The sequence below is a fragment of the Streptomyces sp. NPDC005141 genome (assembly GCF_053599975.1).
The window spans coordinates 65,658-89,536 of record NZ_JBSFYW010000003.1 but is presented as its reverse complement, the minus strand read 5'-3'; the positions used below and the strand labels follow the sequence as shown (position 1 = coordinate 89,536).

The window sequence follows — 23,879 nt, the reverse complement described above, 5'->3', positions numbered from 1 at the left end:
CGGGCGCGATCAGCTCACAGGCGTCCACGCCGTCGTGCCCAGCGTGTTCTCCGGACCGATGTCGAGCGGGTCCGGCAGCCGCAGGGTGACAACGCCCTGCCCCTTGTGCGGCGCCACGCGCAGATACGTGCCGTCCTCGGCCGCCATCCGCCAGTAGAGGCCCGCCCGGGCGCTGTCGCCCGGCCGGAGCGTGAAGGGCGCGGGGCCGGGATCCTCGGGCGCCATGGGCACCTTGTCCGTCCCCAGCACGCCGCGCACGCCGGTGATCGGGGTGCCCTCCGGGCCGAGGACGCCGACGACGTCCGGGTAGCCGTCCACCTCGTACGGCCGCTTGCCGCAGTTGGTGAGGGTCAGGGTCATGGCGCGCAGGCCCATGGCCGCGTCGACGGGACCGGTGCCGAGGCGCAGCCCCGACCCAGGGCAGCCGCTGCCCTGCAGGCCCGGCACGGCGCCCGACGGGGAGGGCTCCGGCACGGACGTCGAGAGATCGGGCAGCTCGATACGGAACGGCCCTGACGCGTCGGTCCCGACCGCGCTCGGAAACGGAGCGGCCGTACGCTCCGGGTCGCGCTCACGGTCGAGCTCGGCGCCCAGCCCGCACCCGCTCGTGACCGTCACCATCAGGCAGGCGAGGAGGACCGGGCGAACCCACCTGACCCTCGCGCGCGAGCCGCGGGTCGAGTTGGGGCCGGACGCTCGCGGACGAAGGGCGATGTCACCGCCGCACGGCGGACGCGCGGCACCTGCCTCCGCGCCGGACTGCTTCGGGCGTGTCGCGATCATCGGCAGATGATGGCACGGGCGCCCGGCGGACGGACTCACTTCGCCTGCCCTCGTGCCGTCACCAGGCCCGACTCGTAGGCGAAGACGACCAGTTGGGCCCGGTCGCGGGCGGCGAGCTTCGTCATCGCGCGGCTGATGTGGGTCTTGGCCGTCAGGGGGCTGATGACCATGTGCGCGGCGATCTCCTCGTTGCTCAGGCCGCGGGCGGCGAGCGCGGTGACCTCGCGTTCGCGGCGCGTGAGGCCTTCGAGGCCCGGCGCCGTGGCCCGGTCGGGAGGCCGGGCCACGAACTCCCCGATCAGGGTGCGGGTCACCGAGGGCGACAGCAGCGCCTCCCCGCGGGCGACGACCTCGATGGCCTGGAGCAGATCGGCGGGCTCGGTGTCCTTGAGCAGGAAGCCGCTCGCCCCGGCCCGCAGCGCCTCGAAGACGTACTCGTCCAGGCCGTAGTTGGTGAGGATGACGACGCGTACCCCGGACAGCTCGGGATCGGCGGCGATACGGCGGGTCGCCTCGATGCCCGTCATCACGGGCATCTGCACGTCGACCAGGGCGACATCCGGCTTCTCGGCGCGGACCAGGGCCAGCCCCTGTGCCCCGTCGGGGGCCTCGCCCACCACCTCGATGCCCTCCTCCGCGTCCAGCAGAGCGCGGAAGCCGGCGCGCATGAGGGCCTGGTCGTCGACGAGGGCGACCCTGATCGGGCGGCCCGCCCCGGCGTGCGCGTCCGGGCCGCTCATCGGGCCTCCTCCGGTAGCCCAAGGGGCAGTTCGGCCCGCACCGAGAAGCCGCCCTCCGCGCGCGGGGCGGCACGCAGGGTGCCGCCGAGGGCGGTGACGCGTTCACGCATGCCGGTCAGGCCGATGCCCGGGGCGGGCGGCCGGGACTGCCGGGCTATGCCGTCGTCGTGCACGGCTATCGTCAACTCGTCCGGGGTGTAACCGAGTTCCACCGTGACTTTGGCGGGGCCCGCGTGCCGGGCCGCGTTCGTCAGGGCCTCCTGGACGATGCGGTACGCGGCGCGGTCCAGGGTCGCCGTGAGCGGGCGCTCCTCGCCGGTCACCCGCAGATCGACGGCGAGCCCCGCGGCACGGGCCCGCTCCACCAGCAGCGCCGGTGTGCCGGTCGGCTCGTCGGTGCGCAGCACCTCCAGCGTGGCGCGCAGTTCACGCATCGCCTCACCGCCCGCCTCCTGGATGGCGAGCAGCGCGGGCGGCACGTCCTCGCCGCGCTTGCGTGCCAGATGGACGGCGACTCCCGCCTGGAGCTTGACGATCGAGATGCTGTGCGTGAGCGAGTCGTGCAACTCCCTCGCGATACGCAGGCGTTCCTCGCCTGCGCGGCGCAACGCCGCTTCCTCGCGGGTGCGTTCGGCCTCCAGGGCACGCTGTTCGGTCTGGCGCAGATAGGCCTGCCAGTTGCGGTCGGCGAGGCCCGTGACAAGGGCGCACAGGAACCAGCCGGCGAGCAGCAGTGTCCGCTCCACGACCTCCCGCGTCTCCGGTCCCGTCGTCACGAATCCGGCCAGGAACACGGCACTCGCCAGCGCCGCGACACCGCGGTGGCCGGCTCTGGCGGCCGTGTGCACCGCGCTCAGGACGGGAAGGGCGGACAGGGTGCCGGGGTGGGCGTGCACGACATACGCCGTCGTGGTGACGGTGGTGACCACCAGGACGGCGCGCGGCGCGCCGCGGTAGGCCGCGAGGGTGAGCGAGCCGAGGGTGATCAGGGCGTAATCGAGGGCGGTCGTGCCGTCGTCGAACACGGCCGCGGTCACCACGAGGGCGCCGACCACGACCGCGAGGGCCGCGTCGGCCGAGCGCCTGCGGACGACCTGGTCGAGCTGCATGTCCGGCACTCTATGCGGCTGTTGCGACAGCCGCGTCAGACCTGTGGACGGCTGCCCGGCTACTCCCGGTGGAGTAGCCGGCGCCGGGCGCGGGGCCGGCTGGGGTAGCCCGGATCGTCTTCGGCCGTAGGACGCCCTCGACACCTCGTCCGGGCCAGGGTTGCCCACGGCGGCCGATCGCCCGGCAACCACCCGGTCCACTCAGGAGGCACCCATGGCCATGTCCCTCTCCACCCCCTTCCGGTACACCACTCCGCCTCCACGGAAGTCCGTCACGGGCGTGACCGCCGACGTCTACGCCCAGCTCGCCTCGGACTTCGGCATGGAGCGCCCGTCCACCTTCGCCGTCCTGTCCTCGGCGCCCGAACTCCTCGCCGCCACCTGGGCGTTGATGCGGGAGTCGCTGATCGCCGGCGAGGGCGACCGGACCGGGAAGGAACTCGCCGCGCTAGGGGTGTCGCTGGCCAACCGGTGCCCCTTCTGCGTGGACGCGCACACGATGCTGCTGCACGCCACCGGGGACCATTCCCTCGCCGAGGCGATCGCGCGCGGAGAGACCCCCTCCGACGAGGGGCACGCACGCGTGCTGGCCTGGGGTCGGGCGAGCAGGACCCCAGGGGCACCGGAACTTACGCCGTATCCGTTCCCCGCCGCGCACGCCCCGGCCTACATCGGTACCGCGCTCAGCTTCCATTTCATCAACCGGATCGCGTCGGCGCTGCTGACCGAGAACCTGCTTCCGGGCAATGCGCAGCGGTTGCGGGCGGTGCGTAGTCTCGGCGGGCGCTCACTGGCCAGGACGGTGCGCCGTCGGCCCGCGCCGGGGGCGGGTCTCGCGCTGCTCGACGCTCCGGGTCCCGGGCCGGACTGGGCGCGGGGCACCACGGTCGGCCCCGCCTACGCCGCCCTGCGCGACGCCGCCGCCGCGGGCGGAGGACTGCTCGACGCGGCGGACCGCTCCCTCGTACGGGAAACGCTCCAGGGATGGGACGGCTCGCACCCTTCGCTCGCGCGGGACGGTCTTCCGGACCGTTCGCGCCCTGGTGCGCGGCTGGCGCTGCTGGCCGCCCTCGCCCCGTACCGCATCACGGACGAGGACGTGACAGCCTGGCGCAATCCATCCCATTCCGACCGGCATCTGGTGCGGCTGGTGGCCTACGGCGCCTTCGCGGCCGTCGACCGCGTCGAGCGGGCGTTGCCGGTCCGCGTCGCGAAGAAGTCGTCGTGACCGCACGAGGCCTTCGCCGGCCAGGAGTCGATCAACAGACGCCACACAAAACAGACATACTGCGCCAGCGTCGGTCAAGCGTCGCCAAGGTGAGTCACTGTCATCACCCGGGCACGGAGCGAGTTGACCCTTCCCCACCACAGCGTCTCGTGTGACACTGGCGTCCCGTCCGCAGTGCGGACCACCTCCGCACCATCCCCCACGAGAAGTGCGCTTTGGGTTCCCTTCCCCTGCCGCTCGCGCTCGCCGCGCGCCTGCTACCCGTCGCTTTGCTCGCCTCCGCGGGCTGGGCCCTGGCGGCCGGCCCGTCCGCAGCGACCCCCTCCGCCGAGCACGAACCGACGCAAAAGAAGACAACCGACTCGGCATCGGCCCCGTCGGCCTCGGCGGCCACCAAGACGTACGACGCTTCGCCCGCCCCCTGTGACGGCGTACCGGACGCGACGATCAAGTCTCTGGTCCCCGGCGCCAAGACGGCCGGCCAGGAGATCGCGTCGACCGACAAGGCGGTGCGCCGCACCTGCTCGTGGAACGCGCTGAAGGGCTTCGACTACCGCTGGCTCGACGTATCGTACGAGATCAAGGCGTCGGACGCCGCGGCGGAGAAGGCCTACAAGGACCGCGTCGCGGACAAGAGCGGCGGCGGGGCGGTGCCCGGTCTCGGCGACTCCGCCTACTCCGTCGTCAATCTCAGCACCGAGGACAAGCAGCAGACCCGCGAAGGCGTGGTGGTCGTCCGGGCGTCCAACGCCCTGGTGGTCATCACGTACAACGGCAGCGACTTCGAGACCAAGAAGGCGCCCGGCACCGACGAGATCAACAAGGGTGCCATCAAGGCGGCCAAGGAGGCGACGGCGGCGCTGAAGGACGGCCAGAAGGGCTGACCGTCCTCCGCTCCCGCCGTCAGACCGCGGCCCTGTCCTTCCCGCGGAGCAGCATCAGCACCAGGTACAGCGCCATCGACGTGCCGAGCCCGACCGCCCACCCGTAGTCGGCGAGCGACTCCAGCGCCGGAACGGGCCGCCCGTCGATCAGCGGGTGGAAGTCCGCGCCGCCGACGGCCAGGACGCCGCCGGTGACGAACGCGACCACGGCCCGCCAGTTCCAGCCGCCGTCGTACCAGTAGCGGCCACCCGTGCGATACAGGTCGGCGAGGTCGAGCTTGGTACGGCGCAGGATCCAGTAGTCGGCGATGAGGATGCCCGCGACCGTGCCGAGCAGACCGCCGACCAGTCCGAGCCAGGTGAAGATGTAGCCCTGCGGGTCGGAGTACAGCTTCCACGGGAAGATCAGCACGCCGAGGACGCAGGTGGCGAGCGCGCCGGTACGGAAGTTGATCTTCCGGGGCGCGATGTTGGAGAAGTCGAAGGCCGGGGAGACCAGATTGGCCGCGATGTTCACGGACAGCGTCGCGATCAGCACGGTGACCAGCGCGAAGAGGATGCCGGCGACGTTGTCCGTCTTGGCGGCCAGCTGGACCGGGTCCCAGATGGCCTCGCCGTACACCGCCTGCGAGCCCGAGGTCACCATGACGGACAGGAAGGCGAAGAGCGTCATGGTGGTGGGCAGGCCGAGCGCCTGACCCCAGGTCTGCGCCTTCTGGCTCTTGCCGTACCGGGTGAAGTCCGGGATGTTCAGCGACAGGGTGGACCAGAAGCCGATCATGCCCATCAGCGAGGGCCAGAAGAGTTTCCAGAAGTCCCCGCCCCAGCCGAGCTTCGACGGCTGGTCGAGCAGCGGCCCGAAGCCGCCGGCCTTGCTGCTCATCCACCACAGCATCACGCCGGCACCGACGAGCACGAAGGGCGCCGCCCAGTTCTCGAACCGGCGGATGGTCTCCATGCCCCGGTAGATGATGGCGACTTGGAGCGCCCAGAAGATCGCGAACGACAGCCACATGGTCCAGGCGTGGCCGCCGACCTGTGAGGCGTTCCTCCAGCCGTCACCGAAGAGTTTGCCCGCGAGGAAGTAGATCGCCTCGCCGCCGATCCAGGTCTGGATGCCGAACCAGCCGCATGCCACCAACGCCCGTACGACAGCGGGGAGGTTGGCCCCGCGGACCCCGAAGGACGCGCGGGCGAAGACCGGGAAGGGTATGCCGTACTTCGGCCCCGCGTGCCCGGTGAGCAGCATCGGGACCAGCACGATCAGGTTGGCGAGCGCGATGGTGAGGACGGCCTGCTTCCAGTCCATGCCGACGGCTATGAGACCCGAAGCCAGCGTCCAGGAGGCGGTGTTGTGGGCCATGCCGACCCAGAGGGCCGAGAAGTTGTACGTGGTCCAGGTGCGCTTCTCGACCGGAACCGGCAGCAGGTCTTCGTTGGCGTAGGGGCCGCTCGGCGCGGGCGCGTCGGGCGCGATCTCCACCCGGCCGTCGGGGAGGGTGACTTGTCGGGCGGGCGGGCTGTCCGGGGGGACGGTTTCCGTCATGAGCAGGCCAATCAATGAGGAGTGACGGGAAAGGCCGTGCGGGACATCTTGGGGGGTGCGCGGGGAGCGCCCTGGTCCCCTTCCCGGGACGGCGGGAAGGGGAGAACTGGGGGACCTTCGGCTACTGTCCGTTGACACCCGGGATGACCTGCGTCCCGTACGCGTCGATGGTGGCCTCCTGCGCGTCGTGCATGTCGTAGACCGCGAACTGGTCGACGCCCAGCTCACGCAGCGCGTTCAGCTTCTCGATGTGCCGCTCGGCCGTGCCGATCAGGCAGAACCGGTCGACGATCTCGTCGGGCACGAACGCGGTGTCGGGGTTGTCGGCGCGTCCGTGGTGCGAGTAGTCGTAGCCCTCACGGGCCTTGATGTAGTCGGTGAGTTCGTCGGGTACGGCGGCCGAGTGCTCGCCGTACTTGGAGACCAGGTCGGCGACGTGGTTGCCGACCATGCCGCCGAACCAGCGGCACTGCTCACGCGCGTGGGCGAGCGCCTCGGGCGAGTCGTCCTCGGTGATGTACGCGGGCGCGGCCACGCAGATCTTCACCTCGGAGGGGTCGCGCCCGGCCTCGGCCGCCGCCTCCTTGACCGCCTTGACCATGTACTCCGTCAGGTAGAGGTCGGCGAGCTGGAGGATGAAACCGTCGGCCTCCTCGCCGGTCATCTTGAGGGCCTTGGGTCCGTACGCGGCCATCCAGACCGGCAGTTCGGCGCCGGGCCTGACCCAGGGGAACCTGACGACCGTGCCGCCGAGGTCGGCCTCGTCGCCCCGGCCGAGGGCGCGGATGACCTTCATCGCACCGCTTATACGGGCGAGCGTGTTGGGCTTGCGCCCGGCGACACGCATCGCCGAGTCGCCGCGCCCGATCCCGCACACCGTGCGGTTGCCGTACATGTCGTTGAGCGTCGCGAAGGTGGAGGCGGTGACCTCCCAGGTGCGGGTGCCCGGGTTGGTGACCATCGGGCCGACCGTCAGTTTCTCGGTGTTGGCGAGAATCTGGCTGTAGATCACGAAGGGTTCCTGCCACAGCACGGCCGAGTCGAAGGTCCAGCCGTACGTGAAGCCGTTGGCCTCGGCCCGCTTCATCAGGTCGATGACGCGGGAGGCCGGGGGGTCTGTCTGCAGGACGAGTCCGAAGTCCATGGCGCCGCTCCTGGTCGCTCAGAGAAGGTACTGACAGGTGGATCGGGGGGTGTAGACGCCGTGGCCCGCGCGTCCGGTGAACTCCCGCTCGGTGATGACCGGTTCGCCGCGCGAGAACACGGACTCCACCCGTCCGGTGACGCGCTTGCCCTCGTACGCCGAGTAGTCGACGTTCATGTGGTGGGTCTCGACCGACATGATCTGCTCGGCGTGCGGGTCGTAGATGACGATGTCGGCGTCGGCGCCCGGCGCGATGGTGCCCTTCTTCGGGTACAGGCCGAACATCCGGGCCGGGGTGGCGCAGGCGATCTCGATCCAGCGGCGGCGGGAGATGTGGCCGTCGACGACGGCCTGGTGGAGCAGGTCCATACGGTTCTCGACGCCGGGAAGGCCGTTGGGGATCTTCGAGAAATCGCCGCGGCCCAGTTCCTTCTGCCCCACGAAGCAGAACGGGCAGTGGTCGGTCGACACGACCTGGAGGTCGTTGGTGCGCAGGCCGCGCCACAGGGCCGCCTGGTGATCCTTGGGCCGAAGGGGTGTGCTGCACACGTACTTCGATCCCTCGAAGTCCGGTTCCGCGAGGTTGTCGGTCGACAGGAACAGGTACTGGGGGCAGGTCTCGCCGAAGACGTTCAGGCCTTCGTCGCGGGCGCGGGCCAGTTCGGCGACCGCCTCCGTCGCCGAGACGTGCACGACGTAGAGCGGGGCGCCCGCGACCTGGGCGAGCTTGATGGCGCGATGGGTGGCCTCGGCCTCCAGCAGAGCCTTACGCACCTCTCCGTGGTAGCGCGGGTCGGTCTCGCCACGGGCCAGGGCCTGCTCGACGAGCACGTCGATCGCGATGCCGTTCTCGGCGTGCATCATGATCAGGCCGCCGTTCTCGGCGGAGCGCTGCATGGCGCGCAGGATCTGGCCGTCGTCGCTGTAGAAGACGCCCGGGTAGGCCATGAACTGCTTGAAGGAGGTGACGCCCTCCTCGACCAGCAGGTCCATCTCCTTGAGCGTCTCCTGGTTGACGTCGGAGACGATCATGTGGAAGGCGTAGTCGATGGCGCAGTTGCCGTCGGCCTTGGCGTTCCAGGCGTCGAGGCCCTCGCGCAGGGAGTGGCCCACGCTCTGGACCGCGAAGTCGATGATGGTGGTGGTGCCGCCCCACGCGGCGGCCCGGGTGCCGGTCTCGAAGGTGTCGGAGGCGAAGGTGCCGCCGAAGGGCAGCTCCATGTGCGTGTGGGCGTCGACGCCGCCCGGGATGACGTACTTGCCGGTGGCGTCGATGGTGCGCTCGGCCGTCCACGACTCGGCCGCGGGCGTGCCCGTCGCGGCGAGGGCGGCGATCCGGCCGTCCTCGATCAGGACGTCGGCGTGGATCTCGTCGGACGCGGTGATGACGAGACCACCACGGATGACGGTACGGCTCATGCTCCCTCTCCTTCCGGTCGTGCGTGCACTGGGGGGACTCCGAGGTTGTCGGGGGCTGGGGTCAACGCTGTTCCTGGTGAGGAAGCTCGTGGGGCGGTTCGCGGGAGGGACCGTGCCGACCGCCGTGCCGCGGGTCCGGCCGGCTCCGGGCGCCGCCGTCCGGCGCCCGGAGCCGGTCCGGGCCCGCGGCACGGGGTGCGCCTAGGCCGCGGTCAGCGGACCGTAGGCTCCCGGGGCGCGGTCGCGGTAGAACTGCCACCGGTCGCGGACCTCGCGGAGCTTGGCCATGTCCAGGTCGCGGACGACGAGTTCCGTCTCCTTGTCGCTCGCCACCTCGCCGACGAACTGGGCTTCGGGGTCCACGAAGTACGAGGTCCCGTAGAAGTCGTTGTCGCCGTACTCCTCGACGCCCACCCGGTTGATCGCACCCACGAAGTACTCGTTGGCGACCGCCGAGGCCGGCTGCTCCAGCTGCCAGAGGTAGCCGGACAGACCGCGTGAGGTGGCCGAGGGGTTGAAGACGATCTCGGCACCCGCGAGACCGAGCGCCCGCCAGCCTTCCGGGAAGTGCCGGTCGTAGCAGATGTAGACGCCGATCCGGCCGACGGCCGTGTCGAAGACGGGCCAGCCGGAGTTTCCGGGCCGGAAGTAGAACTTCTCCCAGAATCCCGGGACTTGGGGGATGTGGGTCTTGCGGTACTTGCCCAGGTAGGAACCGTCGGCATCGATCACGGCCGCGGTGTTGTAGAGGACGCCGGGCTGTTCCTCCTCGTACATCGGCAGCACGAGGACGAGGCCCAGTTCCTCGGCCAGCGCCTGGAAGCGCCGGACGATCGGGCCTTCGGGTATCTGCTCGGCGTACGCGTAGAACTCTTTGTCCTGGACCTGGCAGAAGTAGGGTCCGTAGAACAGCTCCTGGAAGCACAGGACTTGGGCGCCCTGCGCGGCCGCGTCGCGGGCCGCCTGTTCGTGGACCTGGATCATCGATTCCTTGTCGCCGGTCCATGCGGTCTGGAAGACGGCGGCGCGGATCACTCTGCTCATCGGGACCTCCGGTCGCTCGGTGTGCGAGGAGCCTAGAAACCCTGCGCCGGGTCTTTGAGTTGCACCGTGTCACGTCCGAAGTGCTGTGCCGTTCCACGGTGTCACCTCCGTGCTGTCCCGTGTTTCACCTGAGTCGTCGTGTGTTTCACCGTTGTTGCCCATCAGGTCTTCACCGTTGTTGTGCGTCGTGCGCGAGCAGGGCGATGTGGACGGACGCGGCTTGCTCGAAGTCGTCGAGGTCGACGCCGAGGCGCGCCTGTATGGCCTCCAGACGGCGGTAGAGCGCGGGCCGGCTGACGTGGTGGAGCTGGGCGGTGCGCGACTTGTTCCGGCCGGTGGCGAGGTAGGTCCGCAGGACGGGCAGCAGTTGCGGGTCCGGCTGGGTGCCGCAGAGCAGTCCGTCGAGTTCCCGTTCCGCGAAGGACTGGACGTTCGGGTCGTCCCGGAGCAGCCGGACGAGGCCGCGCAGATGGACGTCGCGCAGCCGCACCAGCGCGGGCTGGTCCTGGTCGGCGGGGGTGTCGGCGGCGGCCTCGGCGACGTGCAGTGCCTCGCGCAGTCCGGTGGGGACGTCGTCCCAGGCGGTACGGGGTCCGGCCGCGGCCACGGTGGTGGGGGCGCCGGTCTCGTGCCGCAGCCGTACGGCGAAATGCGCGGCCAGGGCGTCCGCGTCCTGGTCGCGGGCGAGGCTGAGCAGCAGGGCGGTGGCTCCGTCGGACAGCTCGGCGACGAGCCCCGGCAACCCCAGCAGCCGCAGTACGCGGTCGAGTTGGGCGGGGTCTCCGTTGCGCACCACCAGGGGCACGAAGGTACGGCGGTTCACGGGCAGGCCCGCGGCCCGCGCTCGGGGAAGGAGCTGGCGGGCCGGTACGACACCGCTCACCAGGTCGGTCAGCAGGCCCTGCGCCGACTCCTCCTCCCAGGTGTGGGCGGAGCCGCCGAGCATGCGGTGCAGGACCAGCGCCTCGGCGGCGCGGTCGGCGAGCAGCCGCCCGGTTCCCGCGTCGCCCCGGTGGCCGCACAGCACGATGCGGCCCCATCGCTCTCCCCGTCCGCCCAGTTCGGCGCGGATCCAGCCGTCGCCCTCGCTGCCGCCCGCCTGCCGGGCGATGCGGTCCCAGTCGCGCAGGACGTCGTCCACGGCGGAGCGTTCGCCTGCGGTGGCGAGGACCCGGTGGGCGAGGTTGGTGACGACCACGGGGCAGGCGGCGTGCACGGCGATCTCGTCGAGCATGCTCTGGAGCGGGGCGCCGGTGGTGATGAGTCCGGTGAGCGCGGTCCGTACGGCCTCGGAGAGGCTCACGGCGGCGAACTTGCTCCGCACCAGCCGGGACTGCACCTCCTCCGTCAACTCTGCGAAGGGGAATGGCCGGTGGAGCACCACCATCGGCAGTCCGCAGCGTTCGGCGGCCCGGCGCATCACGTCCGGAGGCGCGGGGAAGGCCCGGCCGAGTCCGAGGACGACGGCCGCGGCCTCGGCACGGTGCAGCGAGCGGATGTACTCGGCCTGGGCGTCGGGGTCGCCCGCGAGCAACACCCCTGTGGTGAGGACCATTTCGCCGCCGCTGAGCATGACGCCCACATCGGCGGCCTCGGCGACGTGCACCCAGCGGACGGACCGGTCGAGGTGGCCGGCGCCGGCCACCACCTCGGGCTCTCCGGCGAGCACCCGGTCCAGGGCGAGGACCTGGCGTACCGAAAGAACGGGTTCCGAGGCGGTGGTCATGGCGGCGTTCCCCTTTTTCTGTGGCTCGGTTCGCCTCCGGAGCGCTGCGGCCGGTGTCGAGGACTCGACGCGTGCTCGGCCCTTCGGGTCTTCGCACCGTCGGGGTCTTCGACACCGGGCGCCCCTTCGGCTCACTCGCCCTTGCTCGCGATCTGCTACTGGGCGCGCCTCAGGGCGCGTTCGAGGATCGACGCACCTTCCTCGGCCTCCGCGACGGTGAGGGAGAGCGGCGGTGCGATGCGCAGCACACTGGTGTTGTGACCCCCGCCCTTGCCGATCAACAGGCCCTCCTCGCGCGCCGCTTCGAGTACGGCGGCGGCGGCTTCGGGGTTCGCCCGGTCCGTGCCGGGCTCGACCAGCTCGATGCCGATCATCAGTCCGCGCCCGCGCACCTCGCGTACGCCGTCGAACTGCGCGGCGACCGCGCGGAGCCGTTCGATGAGCAGGCCGCCGACGCGCCGGGCGTTGCCCTGGAGGTCGTGTTCGAGGAGGTAGGTGAGGTTCGCGAGCCCCGCCGCCATCGTGACCGGTGAACCGCCGAAGGTCGAGATGGAGTTGGAGTCGAGGCAGTTCATGATCTCGGCGCGGGCGACGACGCCGCCGACGGACATGCCGTTGCCGATGCCCTTGGCGAAGGTGAGCATGTCGGGCGGGCCGGAGGCGGCGTGCGCCTGCCAGCCCCAGAAGTGCTCGCCGGTGCGGCCCCAGCCCGTCTGCACCTCGTCGGCGATCCAGAGGATGCCGTGCTGCTGGAGGACTTCACGGAAGGCGGCGTACAGGCCGTCGGGGGGTGCGGTGAAGCCGCCGACGCCCTGGACGGGTTCGGCGATCAGCGCCGCGGGCGGGCGGACATGGCCGAGCAGGTCCTTGAGGTCGTCGACACAGGCGGCGATGAACTCGGCATCGCTGAGGTCGGTGTAGGGGCCGCGGGTGCGGACGCCGCCGTGCACGTACAGCGTCTGGAGCGGTGACAGTGAGGTCGGGGACCAGCCCTTGTTGCCGGTGATCCCGACCGCGCTGAAGGATCGGCCGTGGTAGCTGTTGCGCATGGCCAGGATCTGGTTGCTCTGCCGGTGGGCGGTGGCGAGCAGTAGGGCGGTGTCGTTGGCCTCGGTGCCGGAGGTGGTGAAGAAGACCCGGGCGTCGGGAATGCCGGACAGCTGGGCGATGCGTTCGGCCAGGTCGATCATCGGCCGGTTGAGGTAGAGCGTCGAGGTGTGGATGATCCGGCCGGCCTGCTCGCTGACCGCCTTCGTCACCTCGGGCAGGGCGTGTGCGGTCATCGTGGTGAGGATGCCGCCGAAGAAGTCGAGGTACTTGTTGCCGTTGGCGTCCCAGACGTGGCGGCCCTCGCCGTGGGTGATCTCGATCGGGTCCTCGTAGTAGAGGGCGAGCCAGTCGGGCAGGACGGCCTGGTGGCGGGTGTACAGGTCGGTCATGGCTGCACCAGCCCTTCGTAGGCGTCGGGGCGCCGGTCGCGGTAGAACGCCCACTGTTGGCGTACTTCCTCGATGAGGTCGAAGTCCAGGTCCCGGACGATGAGTTCCTCGGCCTTGTCGCTCGCCGTCTCGCCGACGAACTGTCCGCGCGGGTCGACGAAGTACGAGGTTCCGTAGAAGTCGTTTTCGCCGTACTCCTCCTGCCCGACCCGGTTGATCGCGGCGATGAAGTACTCGTTGGCGACGGCCGCCGCGGGCTGCTCCAGCTGCCAGAGATGGGCGGAGAGGCCGCGGGAGGTGGCGGAGGGGTTGTACACGAGCTGGGCACCGTTCAGGCCGAGCTGCCGCCAGCCTTCGGGGAAGTGGCGGTCGTAGCAGATGTAGACGCCGATCCGGCCGACGGCCGTGTCGAAGACGGGCCAGCCGAGGTTGCCGGGCTTGAAGTAGTACTTCTCCCAGAAGCCCTTCACCTGCGGGATGTGGTGCTTGCGGTACTTGCCGAGGTAGGTACCGTCGGCGTCGATCACGGCCGCCGTGTTGAAGTAGAAACCGGACTGCTCGACCTCGAACACGGGTACGACGATCACCATGCCGGTCTCGCGCGCGAGCTCCCGCATACGGGTGACGGTGGGCCCGTCGGGAACCGGTTCCGCCCAGCTGTAGTGCTCGGGCTCCTGGACCTGGCAGAAGTAGGGGGCGTTGAAGACTTCCTGGAAACCGATGACCTTGGCACCCTGCCGGGCCGCCTCGCGGGCGTGTTCCTCGTGCTTGGCGACCATGGATGCGGTGTCGCCGGTCCAGGTGGCCTGGACCAGGGCGGCACGTACGACGTTGGCCATGAGCTGCTCCTTCGACGGGACGCCAGAGAGCCTCTACGCCCGTAGACAAAGGCTGTAGAGGCTCGAAAGTAAGCCCCCCGGACAGCCTTGCCAAGACCATCGTCGTTAACCCGCTGAGTCGATCACGTTTCTGACCCCCACGGGTGAGCGACGTGGCCGGTGCTCCCGGACGGTGGGGCCGATCGGAGGACGAGGCCGCCGCCCGGCGTCGCCGTCCGGCAGACCTGGCAGCCGAGTGGCGCCGGCGCCCGCGGGGCCGGGTCGCCGGGTCGCGCGGCTGGTTCCGGATCGAGCGGTCACGCGGTGAGGCCGGCGACGCGCAAGGCGTGGAGCAGGTCCCAGTGGCATTCGTCGGACACGCTCCGGGCCGCCTCCAGGAGGAGCGGCACGAGGCGATGGGGGTCCGACTCGGCACTGCGGGCGACCTCCTCGGGGGCGCGCACACGGACGTACGCGTCGAGGAGCGCGCCGATCTCGCGCCGTCGGCCCTGATCGGTGAGGTCGAGTACGGCGGCCCCGATCTCGGGTGCGGGCCGGGAGACGCCCTGGCGCAGCATCTGCCGGCCGTCGTGGGTGCGGCCGGCGACGGTGAGCGCGTCGGCGGCGGCGACCAGGCGGTCGGCGGGCAGCGAGGCCGCCTCCCACAGCAGGGTGGCCCAGTCGGCGTCGAGGCCGGCGCGGTGCAGTTCGGCGGCGAGCAGGGGGAAACGTGCGGCGGGCCAGTACGCCACCTCGACGAGCAGGGCGTGCGCCTCGCCGCTGCGGCCCTCGCCGCGCAGCCGCGTGAGTGTCCCGACGGTGTCCGCCGCGAGCCGGCGCGTGCCCTCGTCCGCCGGCTCCGTCCGCGTCCGCGGGCTCACGGGTTCCTCGGCGGCCCCCGCGAAGCGTGCGCCGCGCGGTGTACGCCTGCTCGGCGCGGCGAGGGCGGGGGCGGGCAGCACCGGCGCCGTCTCCGGCAGGACCGTGGGCGCCGCGTCCGGCTCCGTCATGCCGGCGAAGCGGGCGCCGCCCCGGGGGCGGCGCTTGGACCGTTGCTTCGGCGCGGGAGGCGCGGGGCGCTCAGGGGTGGGCTGGGAGCGGTCGGCGCCCTCGGGAGACGCGTAGGCGTCTTCAGGGCGCGCGGACGGGTCGTTCGCGCCCCGCTGCTGCCGTGGAACACGCGGCGCGCCCCCGCCTTCACCCGCGACTCCCCTTCCGTCACGCCCGGAGTACGCCCCGCCGTATTCGGCGCCCCCGCCGTCCTGTCCGGCTCCCCCGTTTTCACGCCCGGAGTACGGCCCTTCACGCTCGGCGTGCGGGGCGTACGCGTCGGCGCCGGAGCTCGGGGCCGTTCGTTCGACCGGGGCGTACGCGCCGGAGCGGGGCGGGGTCCACTCGTCCGCCGGGACGGGCGCGGCGGCTCGGGGCGGGGTCCACTCGCCGCCCGGTGCGTGGTCCGCCGGCGGAGACACGGGCCGCGCCTGTTCGGGGACCCTCGGGCGGGTGCCGGGACCGGAGTCCGGGGTCGGGTCGAGGGAGCTCGCGCCGGTGTCGGGCACACCCGCTCGGGCGCCCGGACCTGTGCCTGGTTGCATGCCGGGAGCGCCCGTCTCCGGGCCTCGCCGGGCGCCTCCCGTTTCCGACGGGTCCGCCCAGTTCTCCGACTGCCTCACCCATGCGCCGTCCCCGGCGGCGGGGGCCGGAAAGCTCAGCGCGTCCTGCGCGCGGGTGCGCGGGGCGCGACGGTCGACGCTGTCCATGCGGTGGCGGAGCTCGACGCAGCGAGCGGTGGCGCGTTCGTGATCGTTCTCGGCCCAGGCGAGGTCCAGCCGGATCGTCTCGGCATCCTCCCGGGAGGCGGTCGTGTGGAGCAGCCTGCCCAGCTCGGCCTGACGTTCGGCGGCGTAGCGCTGTTCGCGGAGCATGACGTCGAGACGGTCACCGAGGGCGTCCCGGCCGCCCGGACGGGCGTCGTACGCGGCCAGCGCGGCGTCGTGCAGGGCGCGGGCCCGTTCGGTCTCCTGAGCGGCGGCGCGCTCCCCGAACTCCGCGACGACATCCTGCAGAAGCGCCTCCACGACGTCCCAGGGCGGCACTTCCCAGCCCTGGAGGCAGGCTCTCATCCCATCGGGATCGCGTTGCCAGAAGACTCCGCACCAGCCGCCGCTCTGGTCCAGCCGTGCCACCAGCCCGTTCAGGTACCTCGCGAACTCCAGTACCTGTCCCGGGAGTTGTTCTACAGCCATCACCCAACTCCCCGCCCGACGTGAGTGCTCCGCCCCGGTAGAGAACACCAGCCGTGTTACGGGACGGCTACAGGGAGTTTTCGGAGCGGACGCAGAGCCCTCAGGGACGGACCGCGTCGGCGCACTCCCCTGTGGGCGCGCCGATGTCGGGCGACCCTACGCCCCTCCCCCCTCCACTTGTTGAAAGCCGACCCATCGCAGCCTGTGCGCGAAGGCGGGCTACGGACACAGGCGACGGCCCCGCGCCCGCCCTGCGCGGGCCGCACGCGTGCGAGCCCGCTTCCCGAACTCGCCGGGGAACGTGGGGCCTTGAGGTGGTCTCAGATGCGGCACGCGTCCCCCGCGGCCGTACGGGGCAGGACGAGCCGGATGAGGGCGGCGACGCCTTCGTCGTCGTTGCTGGGCAGCACGATGTCGGCGGCGCGCAGGGTGTCCTCGTGGGCGTTGGCGACGGCGGCGGCGAGCCCGGCCACGCGCAGCATCGGGATGTCATTCGGCATGTCGCCGACGGCGGCGGTGTGTTCCAGCGGCAGTCCGCGCCGCTCGGCGAGCAGGCGCAGCGCCTCCCCCTTGTCGACACCGGGGGCGGACAGTTCGAGGAAGTCGCCGGTGGACCTGGTGATCACCGCGCGGTCACCGGCGACCGCGGCGAGCACGGCGGCCAGTTCGTCCACGAGCAGCATCGGGTGGGCGGCGAGAATCTTGGTCACGGGATCCCCGTCCGCCGGTGCGGACGTGTCCTCCAGGGGCAGGTGGGCCCAGGCGTTCGGCACCAGACGCGCGAAGGCGGCCTCCAGCCGGAGCCCGGACACGAAGTCGACGCCCAACGCGATCCCGGGCACCGCGTCCCGCACCGCGCGCAGGATCCCCGCCGCGTCACCGGGGCCGAAGCCCCGGCAGTCCAGCAGCCGCCCCGACGCGACGTCGACGGTCACGGCGCCGTTGCTGCACACCACGGGCCCGGAGAGCCCGTAGCGCCGGGCCAGGTCCAGGGTGTCCCGGACGGGCCGTCCGGTCACCCCCACCACGGCGACGCCGGCCCTCCCCGCCTCCACGAGCGTGCTCAGGGTGCGCTCGCGGATGGCGCCGGACGAGTCGAGCAGGGTGCCGTCGAGGTCGGTGCAGACGAGCCGCACGACCGTGCGCGCGCGGCGTCCGCGCCTGGCCGCGGGCTCCGGACCGGGGGAAGGCCGCCCCGCACCGAGAGGGGGCTCGCTCGAAGTCGCCGGGCCGGAGCGGGCGTTGGTGTTCGACATGGCCGGAGGCTAATGACTACGCGTGTAGACAACAAGTGATTATTCCGCGAATTCAACAATTGCGCGATCACCCACGAGCTACGCCAGACCGGAGACGGCAGACGGCGACCGGGTCTCGATCACGGTGTGCCGCGCCGCGGGGTACGGGATCCCGGAGGGCTTCGGCGAGCACGGCGTGGGCCGCCGGATGCTCGAGGACCCGCCCGGCCCCGACGAGGGCCGCCCGGCCGCGGGTTGCCGCCGCGCGGCACGGCAGGGTCCTCGCCCATCGAGCCCATGCTCGTCGGCGGCGGCACACGGCTGTCACGCCGCCCCCGACGGCTGGACGCTGCGCACCGACGACGGCTCCCGAGCGGTTCGGACGGAGCACACGGTGGCCATCACGGAAGCGGGCCCCGCATCCTGACGGCGCGCTGACCGCTCGGGGAGTCGACTGCCGCGGGGCGAGAGGGCTGTCCCGTCGCCCCGCGGCAGGACCGCTACGGCGTGGGCCGCACCACCATGGCCGATCCTCCGCCCCGCCGCACCTTCTCCGCGGCGGCCAGCCACTTGCCGTTCGCGAGGCGCTGTACGCCCGTTGCCGCGCCGATCTCCGGGTTCGCCTTGAAGGAGTGGCCGATGGCCTCGAGCCGCGCCTTCAACGGGCTGTCGTACAGGCCCGGTTCGAGTTCCGTCTGGGCGGCGTTGCGCTGGCTCGCGCGGGGCGTGGCGATCGCGTCGACCAGCGGGAGGCCGCGGTCGACGAACTCGGTCAGCGTCTGCAGGACGGTCGTGACGATGGTCGCGCCGCCCGGTGAACCGAGCGCCACGACGGGCTTGTCGTACCGGTCGAGCACGATGGTCGGCGAGATCGACGAGCGCGGACGCTTGCCGGGACCCGGCAGGTTGGGGTCGTGCACGGCCGGGTTGGCCGGCGCGAACGAGAAGTCCGTCAGCTCGTTGTTCAGGATGAAGCCGCGCCCCGGGACGGTGATCCCGCTGCCGCCGGTCTGCTCGATGGTCAGCGTGTAGGCGACGACGTTGCCCCACTTGTCGGCCACCGTCAGATGGGTCGTGTTCTCGCCCTCGTACGTCGTCGGGGCGGCCGTCCCCGCGGTGGCGCACGCGGCGGGACTGCTCGGGTCGCCCGGCGCGAGCGGGCTCGTCAGCACCGCGTCGTCCTTGATGAGGCAGGCCCGCCCGTCCGCGTACTTCTGCGAGAGCAGGCCCTTGGCGGGTACGTCCTCGAAGGCCGGGTCGCCCACCCAGCGGCCCCGGTCCGCGAACGCGATCCGGCTCGCCTCGATGTAGCGGTGCAGGTACTGCGCCTCGCTCGCCTTCGAAAGGTCCGTCCCCTCCAGGATGTTGAGCGCTTCGCCGACGGTGGTGCCGCCGGAGGAGGAGGGTGCGATCGAGTAGACCTTCAGACCGCGGTACGAGGTCCTGGTGGGCGCCTGGCGCTTCGCCTCGTACGCCGCGAGGTCGTCCAGGGACAGCTTGCCGGGGCGGGCGTTGTAGCCGGACGCCGGGTCCACGGGCGGCTTGTTGACGGTACGGACGATCTCCCGGCCGAGGTTGCCGCCGTAGACCGCGTCCGTCCCCTTCCTGCCCAGCTCTTCGTACGTGCGCGCCAGATCGGGGTTCTTGAAGGTCGATCCGACGACCGGCGGCGCGCCGCCGGGCAGGAAGAGCTTCGCGGTGTCGGGGAAGTTCTTGAAGCGGGCCTGGTTGGACTCGGTCTGCGAGCGGAAGGTCGCGTCGACCGTGAACCCGGCGCGGGCGATGCGCTCGGCGGGCTTCAGGACGCTGCCCAGGCCCTTGCTGCCCCACGCGTCCAGGGCCGTCTGCCAGGTGGCGGGCGTGCCCGGTGTGCCCACGCCCAGCCCGCTGGTGACGGCGTCCGCGAAGGCGAGCGGCTTGCCGTTCTCCAGGAACAGCCCGGAGTCGGCGCTCAGGGGCGCGGTCTCGCGCCCGTCGATCGTGCGCACCGTACGGGACTTGGCGTCGTAGTAGACGAAGTAGCCGCCCCCGCCGATGCCGGACGAGTAGGGCTCGGTGACGCCGAGGGCCGCCGCCGTGGCGACGGCCGCGTCGACGGCGTTGCCGCCCTTCTTCAGGACCTCGATGCCGGCGGCGGAAGCGTCCGCGTCGACGCTCGCCACGGCGCCGCCGTAGCCGACCGCGACGGGCACCTTCGCGGCGGGCGACTTCGCGACCGCGGCCGGTGCCCCGGGTGGCGCCGCCGCACCGACCGACACCACCGCGGTCGAAACCGCCAGGACCGCCAGATTCCGCGCAAGAGGGCGACGCATCCGTACCTCCAGTCAACAGCCGTCTGCGCAGCGTAACTTCCCCGCCATGCCCGCGTCAGGCCCCCTCGAACACCGTTTCGCGAGCCCGCTAGCATGCGCGCACATGAATGACGACGTGCGCAACATCGTCCTCGGCGTCCTGGCGGCCGGCATCAGTGCCGCGCTCGGCTGGCTCGCCCGTACCTATCTGTGGAAGCGCAAGCTCCGCCGCAAGCAGGCGTTCTTCGGACTGCCCGACAACTCCGAGTCGCTGCTGGTGGTGAACCGCGAGGCGGGCGGCCCCGAGCTCACGGTGATGCGCCATGACGTGTTCGCGCTTCTCGAACTGTCCGCACTGATCAAGGACTGCGGCGCGCACGCCCAGGTCATCGCGCACGACGCGACGCAGCAGGGCTTCGGGGAGCGTACGGAGTTCTGCGTGGGCGGGCCGGCGTCGAACCGGCGCATGGCCGCGCATCTGCACTCCCTGCTGCCCGGCATACGCGTCAACGTCGATTCCGAGCCAGGGCCCGACCGGGGTGCCTTCCAGATCGGCAGCGAGCGCTTCCGACTGGAGGGGGGCAAGGCCGAGTACGTGATCCTCGCCCGGCTGACCGCGGGGCAGACCCGTGACGCGAGACCGGTCTTCCTCTTCTGCGGCCAGCGCGCGATCACCAACCAGGCGGCGACCCGCTATCTCGCCCGCAACCACACACGCCTCGCCCGCAAGCACGGCAGCAGCAGCTTCGTACTGCTTCTGAAGGTCGTGAACTCCCAGGCGTACGGCCCCGATGTCGTCGAAGTCGTCGCAGACGTCACCCGCGCCGCCCAGACCCCGTTGCCGACGCCACCGCCCACGGCACCAGACCCCGAAGAGGGCGAGAAGTCCTCAGCGGTACCGACCACGACCCGGTCGCGTCGGCGTACCTGACACCGACGCATTCCGGCTGTCCGCGCGGGCCAGGGCGGACGAGATCCCGTTCATGAAATGAACACTTCAACAATCGTTACCCGCACGTAACTTACCGACGGGTTACTTCAGGTAAGCCACTGAGGTTACCGTCGGGTCACTTTGCACTGACCATGTGAGGAGTGACCCGTTGGGACACGGTCGCAATGCCCTGCGCACATCCGCCGTCGGTGCCGTCTCCGCGACACTCATCGCCGCCGCCGGTCTGGGCCTGGCCCCCGCCGCCCAGGCCGCGGGCGGCACGAACGGTATCCGCTTCGTCGACATCTCCGGAGACGGCGGCACGACCCTCAAGGGCAATGTCGTCACCCCCGCGGGAGCCGACGGCTCCCGCGCCTACCCGCTCATCGTGCTGCCCACGAGCTGGGGCCTGCCCCAGGTCGAGTACCTGGCGCAAGCCCAGAAGCTCGCGAACTCCGGCTATGTGGTGGTCAGTTACAACGTCCGCGGCTTCTGGCAGTCGGGCGGCGAGATCGAGGTCGGGGGCCCTCGTGACACGGCCGACGTGTCCAAGGTGATCGACTGGGCGCTCGCGAACACTCCCGCCGATCCAGGCAGGGTCGGCGTGGCGGGCATGTCCTACGGCGCCGGAATCAGCCTGCTCGCCGCCGCGCACGACAAGCGCATCAAGGCGGTCGCGGCGCTGAGCGGCTGGGCGGACCTGACCGAGTCGATCTACTCCGGGCGTACCGAGCACGCACAGGCGGCCGCCCTGCTGAACGGCGTCGGGCACATCACCGGCCGTCCCAGCGCCGAGACCCAGCAGGTGTTCAAGGACTTCTTCGCCTCGAACCTGTCGCAGGAGCAGGCCCTGATCGACTGGGGGAAGAAACGTTCCCCCGGGACCTATGTCGACCAGATCAACAAGAACGGCGCCGCCGTCTTCATGGCCAACACCTGGGGCGACACGATCTTCTCGCCCAACCAGTACGCCACGTTCTACGAGGAGCTGACCGGACCCAAGCGGCTGGAGTTCCGCCCCGGCGACCACGCCACCGCCGAGCTGACCGGCCTGCTCGGGCTCCCCAACGATGTGTGGACCGACACCGGCCGCTGGTTCGACCACTATCTGGCGGGCGAGGACAACGGGATCGAAGGCGAACAGCCGGTCCAGCTCAAGTCCCGTTCCACAGGCGGCTACGAAGGCTATCCGGACTGGAAGTCGATCGGCGCGACCACGCGGAAGATCGCCCTCGGGGGCACCACCAGGATCCACACGAACGTCGACTCGGGCGCGGACGGCGGGGTCATCTTCCTGTCGAGCATCCTCGACCAGCTCACGCGGATCCCGCCGATCGCCTCGATCCCGCTGCTGCCGCGCTACTGGGCGGCGGTGTGGCAGTCGGAGAAGTACGCGAGCGCCCAACACATACGCGGCACCGCCCGGTTGCACACGACGGTCACCGGCACCAAGGAGAGCGGCACCCTCGTCGCCTACCTCTACGACGTGGGCCCGCTCGGCCTCGGCAAGCTGGTCAGCAACGCGCCGTACACCTTCCATGGGCAGACGCCCGGCAAGCCGTTCGGTCTGGACCTGGAGTTGTTCTCCACCGCCTACGACGTCCCGGCAGGGCATCGTCTCGCCCTGGTGGTCGACACGGTCGACCCGCTCTACATCGAGCACAACCCGTCCGGCGCGCAGCTGACCTTCTCCTCCCCGGAGCACGACCCGTCCTATGTGTCGGTGCCCCTGCGCGAGCAGTGATCTCCGGCTGCCGCCGGCCGGGCCTGGCCCTGTGAGCTGCTGCTCCCCCTACGGTGTCGGGGCGGTGGGGGGAACCCCACCCGGCAGCAGCGTCCCTGGTTCGGCCGGAGCCACGTCCACGGCCTCGGTCTCGGGACTGCGCCGCTCCCACCGGAACGCCCGCGGGGCGAACCAGGAGAGCAACACGCACATCCCGATGCAGATCGGCGAGATCACCGTCACCACGGGGATGAACGGCAAATCGTAGTCGAGGTTCGCCGCGATCAGCTTCCCGGTGTGAGGGAACTCCTCGTAGGTGAAGGGCGCGGACCGCTGCCGCATCGTCAGCACCAGGAAGATCACCGCCGGTCCGGGGCCCAGCGGCAGCTTCCGGGCCGTGCGGCCCGGCACGTCGGCCCCGCGCGGGACACGACGGCCGTACGGCTGGGCCTCCCTGGCGCAGCCGTACGGCTGGGCCTCCCTGGCGCGGGCGATGAGGCGTGCGCGATCGCACGCCCGCTTCGGAGTGAGGGATTTCAGGTGCTGAATCCCTTGCGGGACCGGGCAGTCGGGGATCTGTCCGGGGACAGGTCCCGGGGCGGGCGGACGGTCCGGCGCGCCGCACGCGGTGGCCGCGGCGAGCCGTGCGGTGAGCGCTCGCGGGCGCGCGGACACACGTGCGGTACGGATCATGCGGTGCGCTCCCGCTCAGTGCTTGAGGATCTTGGAGAGGAAGTCCTTGGCGCGGTCGCTGCGCGGGTCGACGAAGAACTCCTCCGGGGTGCGGTCCTCGATGATGCGGCCGTCCGACATGAAGACGACACGGTTGGCGGCGGAGCGCGCGAAGCCCATCTCGTGCGTGACGACGACCATGGTCATGCCGTCGCGCGCGAGTTGCTGCATCACCTCCAGGACTTCGTTGATCATCTCGGGGTCGAGCGCCGAGGTCGGTTCGTCGAACAGCATCACCTTGGGGTCCATGGCGAGCGCGCGGGCGATGGCCACACGCTGCTGCTGTCCGCCGGAGAGCTGAGCGGGGTACTTCGGGGCCTGGGAGGCGAGGCCCACCCGGTCCAGGAGTTCCCGCGAGCGCTTGTCGGCCTCCTCCTTCTTGCGGCCGCGGACCTTCGTCTGGCCGAGCGAGACGTTCTGCAGGACCGTCTTGTGCGCGAAGAGGTTGAACGACTGGAACACCATCCCCACTTCGGCGCGGAGTCGCGCGAGGGACTTGCCCTCGTCCGGGAGCAGCTGCCCGTCGAGCTTGATCGTCCCCGACTCGATGGGCTCGAGCCGGTTGATCGCCCTGCACAGCGTCGATTTACCGGACCCGGACGGGCCGATGATCACGACCACCTCCCCCTTGCCGACGGTGAGGTTGATGTCCTGCAGAACATGCAGCTCCCCGAAGTGTTTGTTGACGTCGTGCAGCTCGATCAACGGATCGACGGCCATCCCGGTCCTGCCCACTCTCGGCTGTGTCGGTCAGCGCAAACTATCTACGCAAATCGGTACTTAAAGGGCGACACGCACGCAGGGCAATTAACCGTATTTGAGGCTGCATCACGAGCCCGTC

18 protein-coding genes and 1 pseudogene are annotated in these 23,879 nt (G+C 71.1%); 4 read left to right on the top strand and 15 right to left on the bottom strand.

The genetic code is table 11. The annotated features are described in order from the left end of the window. Positions 1-9: 9 nt before the first annotated feature. Genes ACWD68_RS03260 through ACWD68_RS03250 form a run of 3 tightly spaced genes read right to left on the bottom strand, consistent with a single transcriptional unit; the run spans position 10 to position 2,632 of the window. Positions 10-783, bottom strand: coding sequence for a DUF4232 domain-containing protein (locus tag ACWD68_RS03260; RefSeq protein ID WP_451804758.1), 774 nt, complete (start codon positions 781-783; stop codon positions 10-12). Between the two features lie 35 nt (positions 784-818). Beyond that, the gene (locus ACWD68_RS03255; RefSeq protein ID WP_451804757.1) at positions 819-1,523 is read right to left on the bottom strand and encodes a response regulator; all 705 of its coding nucleotides are present in this window, start codon (positions 1,521-1,523) and stop codon (positions 819-821) included. Beyond that, positions 1,520-2,632, bottom strand: coding sequence for a sensor histidine kinase (locus ACWD68_RS03250; RefSeq protein ID WP_451804756.1), 1,113 nt, complete (start codon positions 2,630-2,632; stop codon positions 1,520-1,522). Before ACWD68_RS03250 ends, ACWD68_RS03255 begins: the two co-directional genes overlap by 4 nt. A gap of 214 nt (positions 2,633-2,846) precedes the next feature. Here ACWD68_RS03250 and ACWD68_RS03245 point away from each other — a divergent pair, with 214 nt between their 5' ends. Next, positions 2,847-3,860 (top strand): carboxymuconolactone decarboxylase family protein, encoded by a 1,014-nt coding sequence (locus ACWD68_RS03245; protein WP_451804755.1) that lies wholly within the window; start codon positions 2,847-2,849, stop codon positions 3,858-3,860. A 215-nt stretch (positions 3,861-4,075) separates the two neighbouring features. Next, complete coding sequence (locus ACWD68_RS03240) at positions 4,076-4,744, top strand: hypothetical protein (RefSeq protein ID WP_451804754.1); 669 nt, start codon at positions 4,076-4,078, stop codon at positions 4,742-4,744. 19 nt (positions 4,745-4,763) lie between these two features. Here the strand turns inward: ACWD68_RS03240 and ACWD68_RS03235 are convergent, their stop codons facing one another. The 10 genes from ACWD68_RS03235 to ggt all read right to left on the bottom strand — a co-directional run bounded on the left by ACWD68_RS03235 (position 4,764) and on the right by ggt (position 19,673). Then, a complete protein-coding gene (locus tag ACWD68_RS03235) occupies positions 4,764-6,290 on the bottom strand; it encodes an NCS1 family nucleobase:cation symporter-1 (protein ID WP_451804753.1) in 1,527 nt (508 codons plus the stop codon). 121 nt (positions 6,291-6,411) lie between these two features. Next, the gene (locus tag ACWD68_RS03230) at positions 6,412-7,434 is read right to left on the bottom strand and encodes a TIGR03842 family LLM class F420-dependent oxidoreductase (protein WP_451804752.1); all 1,023 of its coding nucleotides are present in this window, start codon (positions 7,432-7,434) and stop codon (positions 6,412-6,414) included. A gap of 18 nt (positions 7,435-7,452) precedes the next feature. Beyond that, positions 7,453-8,853 (bottom strand): dihydropyrimidinase, encoded by a 1,401-nt coding sequence (gene hydA, locus ACWD68_RS03225; protein ID WP_451804751.1) that lies wholly within the window; start codon positions 8,851-8,853, stop codon positions 7,453-7,455. A 201-nt stretch (positions 8,854-9,054) separates the two neighbouring features. Continuing rightward, positions 9,055-9,897: a nitrilase-related carbon-nitrogen hydrolase gene (locus tag ACWD68_RS03220; RefSeq protein ID WP_451804750.1), complete on the bottom strand. Its 843-nt coding sequence runs from the start codon at positions 9,895-9,897 to the stop codon at positions 9,055-9,057. 169 nt (positions 9,898-10,066) lie between these two features. Beyond that, complete coding sequence (locus ACWD68_RS03215) at positions 10,067-11,623, bottom strand: PucR family transcriptional regulator (RefSeq protein WP_451804749.1); 1,557 nt, start codon at positions 11,621-11,623, stop codon at positions 10,067-10,069. Positions 11,624-11,778: 155 nt separating this feature from the next. After that, positions 11,779-13,062, bottom strand: coding sequence for an aspartate aminotransferase family protein (locus tag ACWD68_RS03210; protein WP_451804748.1), 1,284 nt, complete (start codon positions 13,060-13,062; stop codon positions 11,779-11,781). After that, positions 13,059-13,901: a nitrilase-related carbon-nitrogen hydrolase gene (locus tag ACWD68_RS03205; RefSeq protein WP_451804747.1), complete on the bottom strand. Its 843-nt coding sequence runs from the start codon at positions 13,899-13,901 to the stop codon at positions 13,059-13,061. Before ACWD68_RS03205 ends, ACWD68_RS03210 begins: the two co-directional genes overlap by 4 nt. Before the next feature lie 296 nt (positions 13,902-14,197). Further along, positions 14,198-16,126, bottom strand: coding sequence for a hypothetical protein (locus ACWD68_RS03200; protein ID WP_451804746.1), 1,929 nt, complete (start codon positions 16,124-16,126; stop codon positions 14,198-14,200). 320 nt (positions 16,127-16,446) lie between these two features. After that, positions 16,447-17,382 carry an HAD family hydrolase gene (locus ACWD68_RS03195; RefSeq protein WP_451804745.1) on the bottom strand — a complete coding sequence of 312 codons (936 nt, stop codon included), beginning with the start codon at positions 17,380-17,382 and terminating at the stop codon, positions 16,447-16,449. Between the two features lie 479 nt (positions 17,383-17,861). Continuing rightward, positions 17,862-19,673, bottom strand: a complete 1,812-nt coding sequence (gene ggt / locus ACWD68_RS03190; RefSeq protein WP_451804744.1) for a gamma-glutamyltransferase — start codon at positions 19,671-19,673, stop codon at positions 17,862-17,864. A 103-nt stretch (positions 19,674-19,776) separates the two neighbouring features. Between ggt and ACWD68_RS03185 the strand changes: the two genes are divergently transcribed. Together ACWD68_RS03185 and ACWD68_RS03180 are read left to right on the top strand one after the other, a co-directional pair. Next, on the top strand, positions 19,777-20,583 hold the full coding sequence (locus ACWD68_RS03185; RefSeq protein WP_451804743.1) for a hypothetical protein: 807 nt from the start codon (positions 19,777-19,779) through the stop codon (positions 20,581-20,583). 169 nt (positions 20,584-20,752) lie between these two features. Beyond that, entirely contained in the window at positions 20,753-22,327 is a 1,575-nt protein-coding gene (locus ACWD68_RS03180) for a CocE/NonD family hydrolase (RefSeq protein ID WP_451804742.1), read from the top strand. Positions 22,328-22,375: 48 nt separating this feature from the next. Here the strand turns inward: ACWD68_RS03180 and ACWD68_RS03175 are convergent. Then, positions 22,376-22,624, bottom strand: a pseudogene (locus ACWD68_RS03175) (amino acid ABC transporter permease); the annotation flags it as partial. A 390-nt stretch (positions 22,625-23,014) separates the two neighbouring features. Beyond that, entirely contained in the window at positions 23,015-23,758 is a 744-nt protein-coding gene (locus tag ACWD68_RS03170; RefSeq protein WP_451804741.1) for an amino acid ABC transporter ATP-binding protein, read from the bottom strand. Positions 23,759-23,879 lie beyond the last annotated feature (121 nt).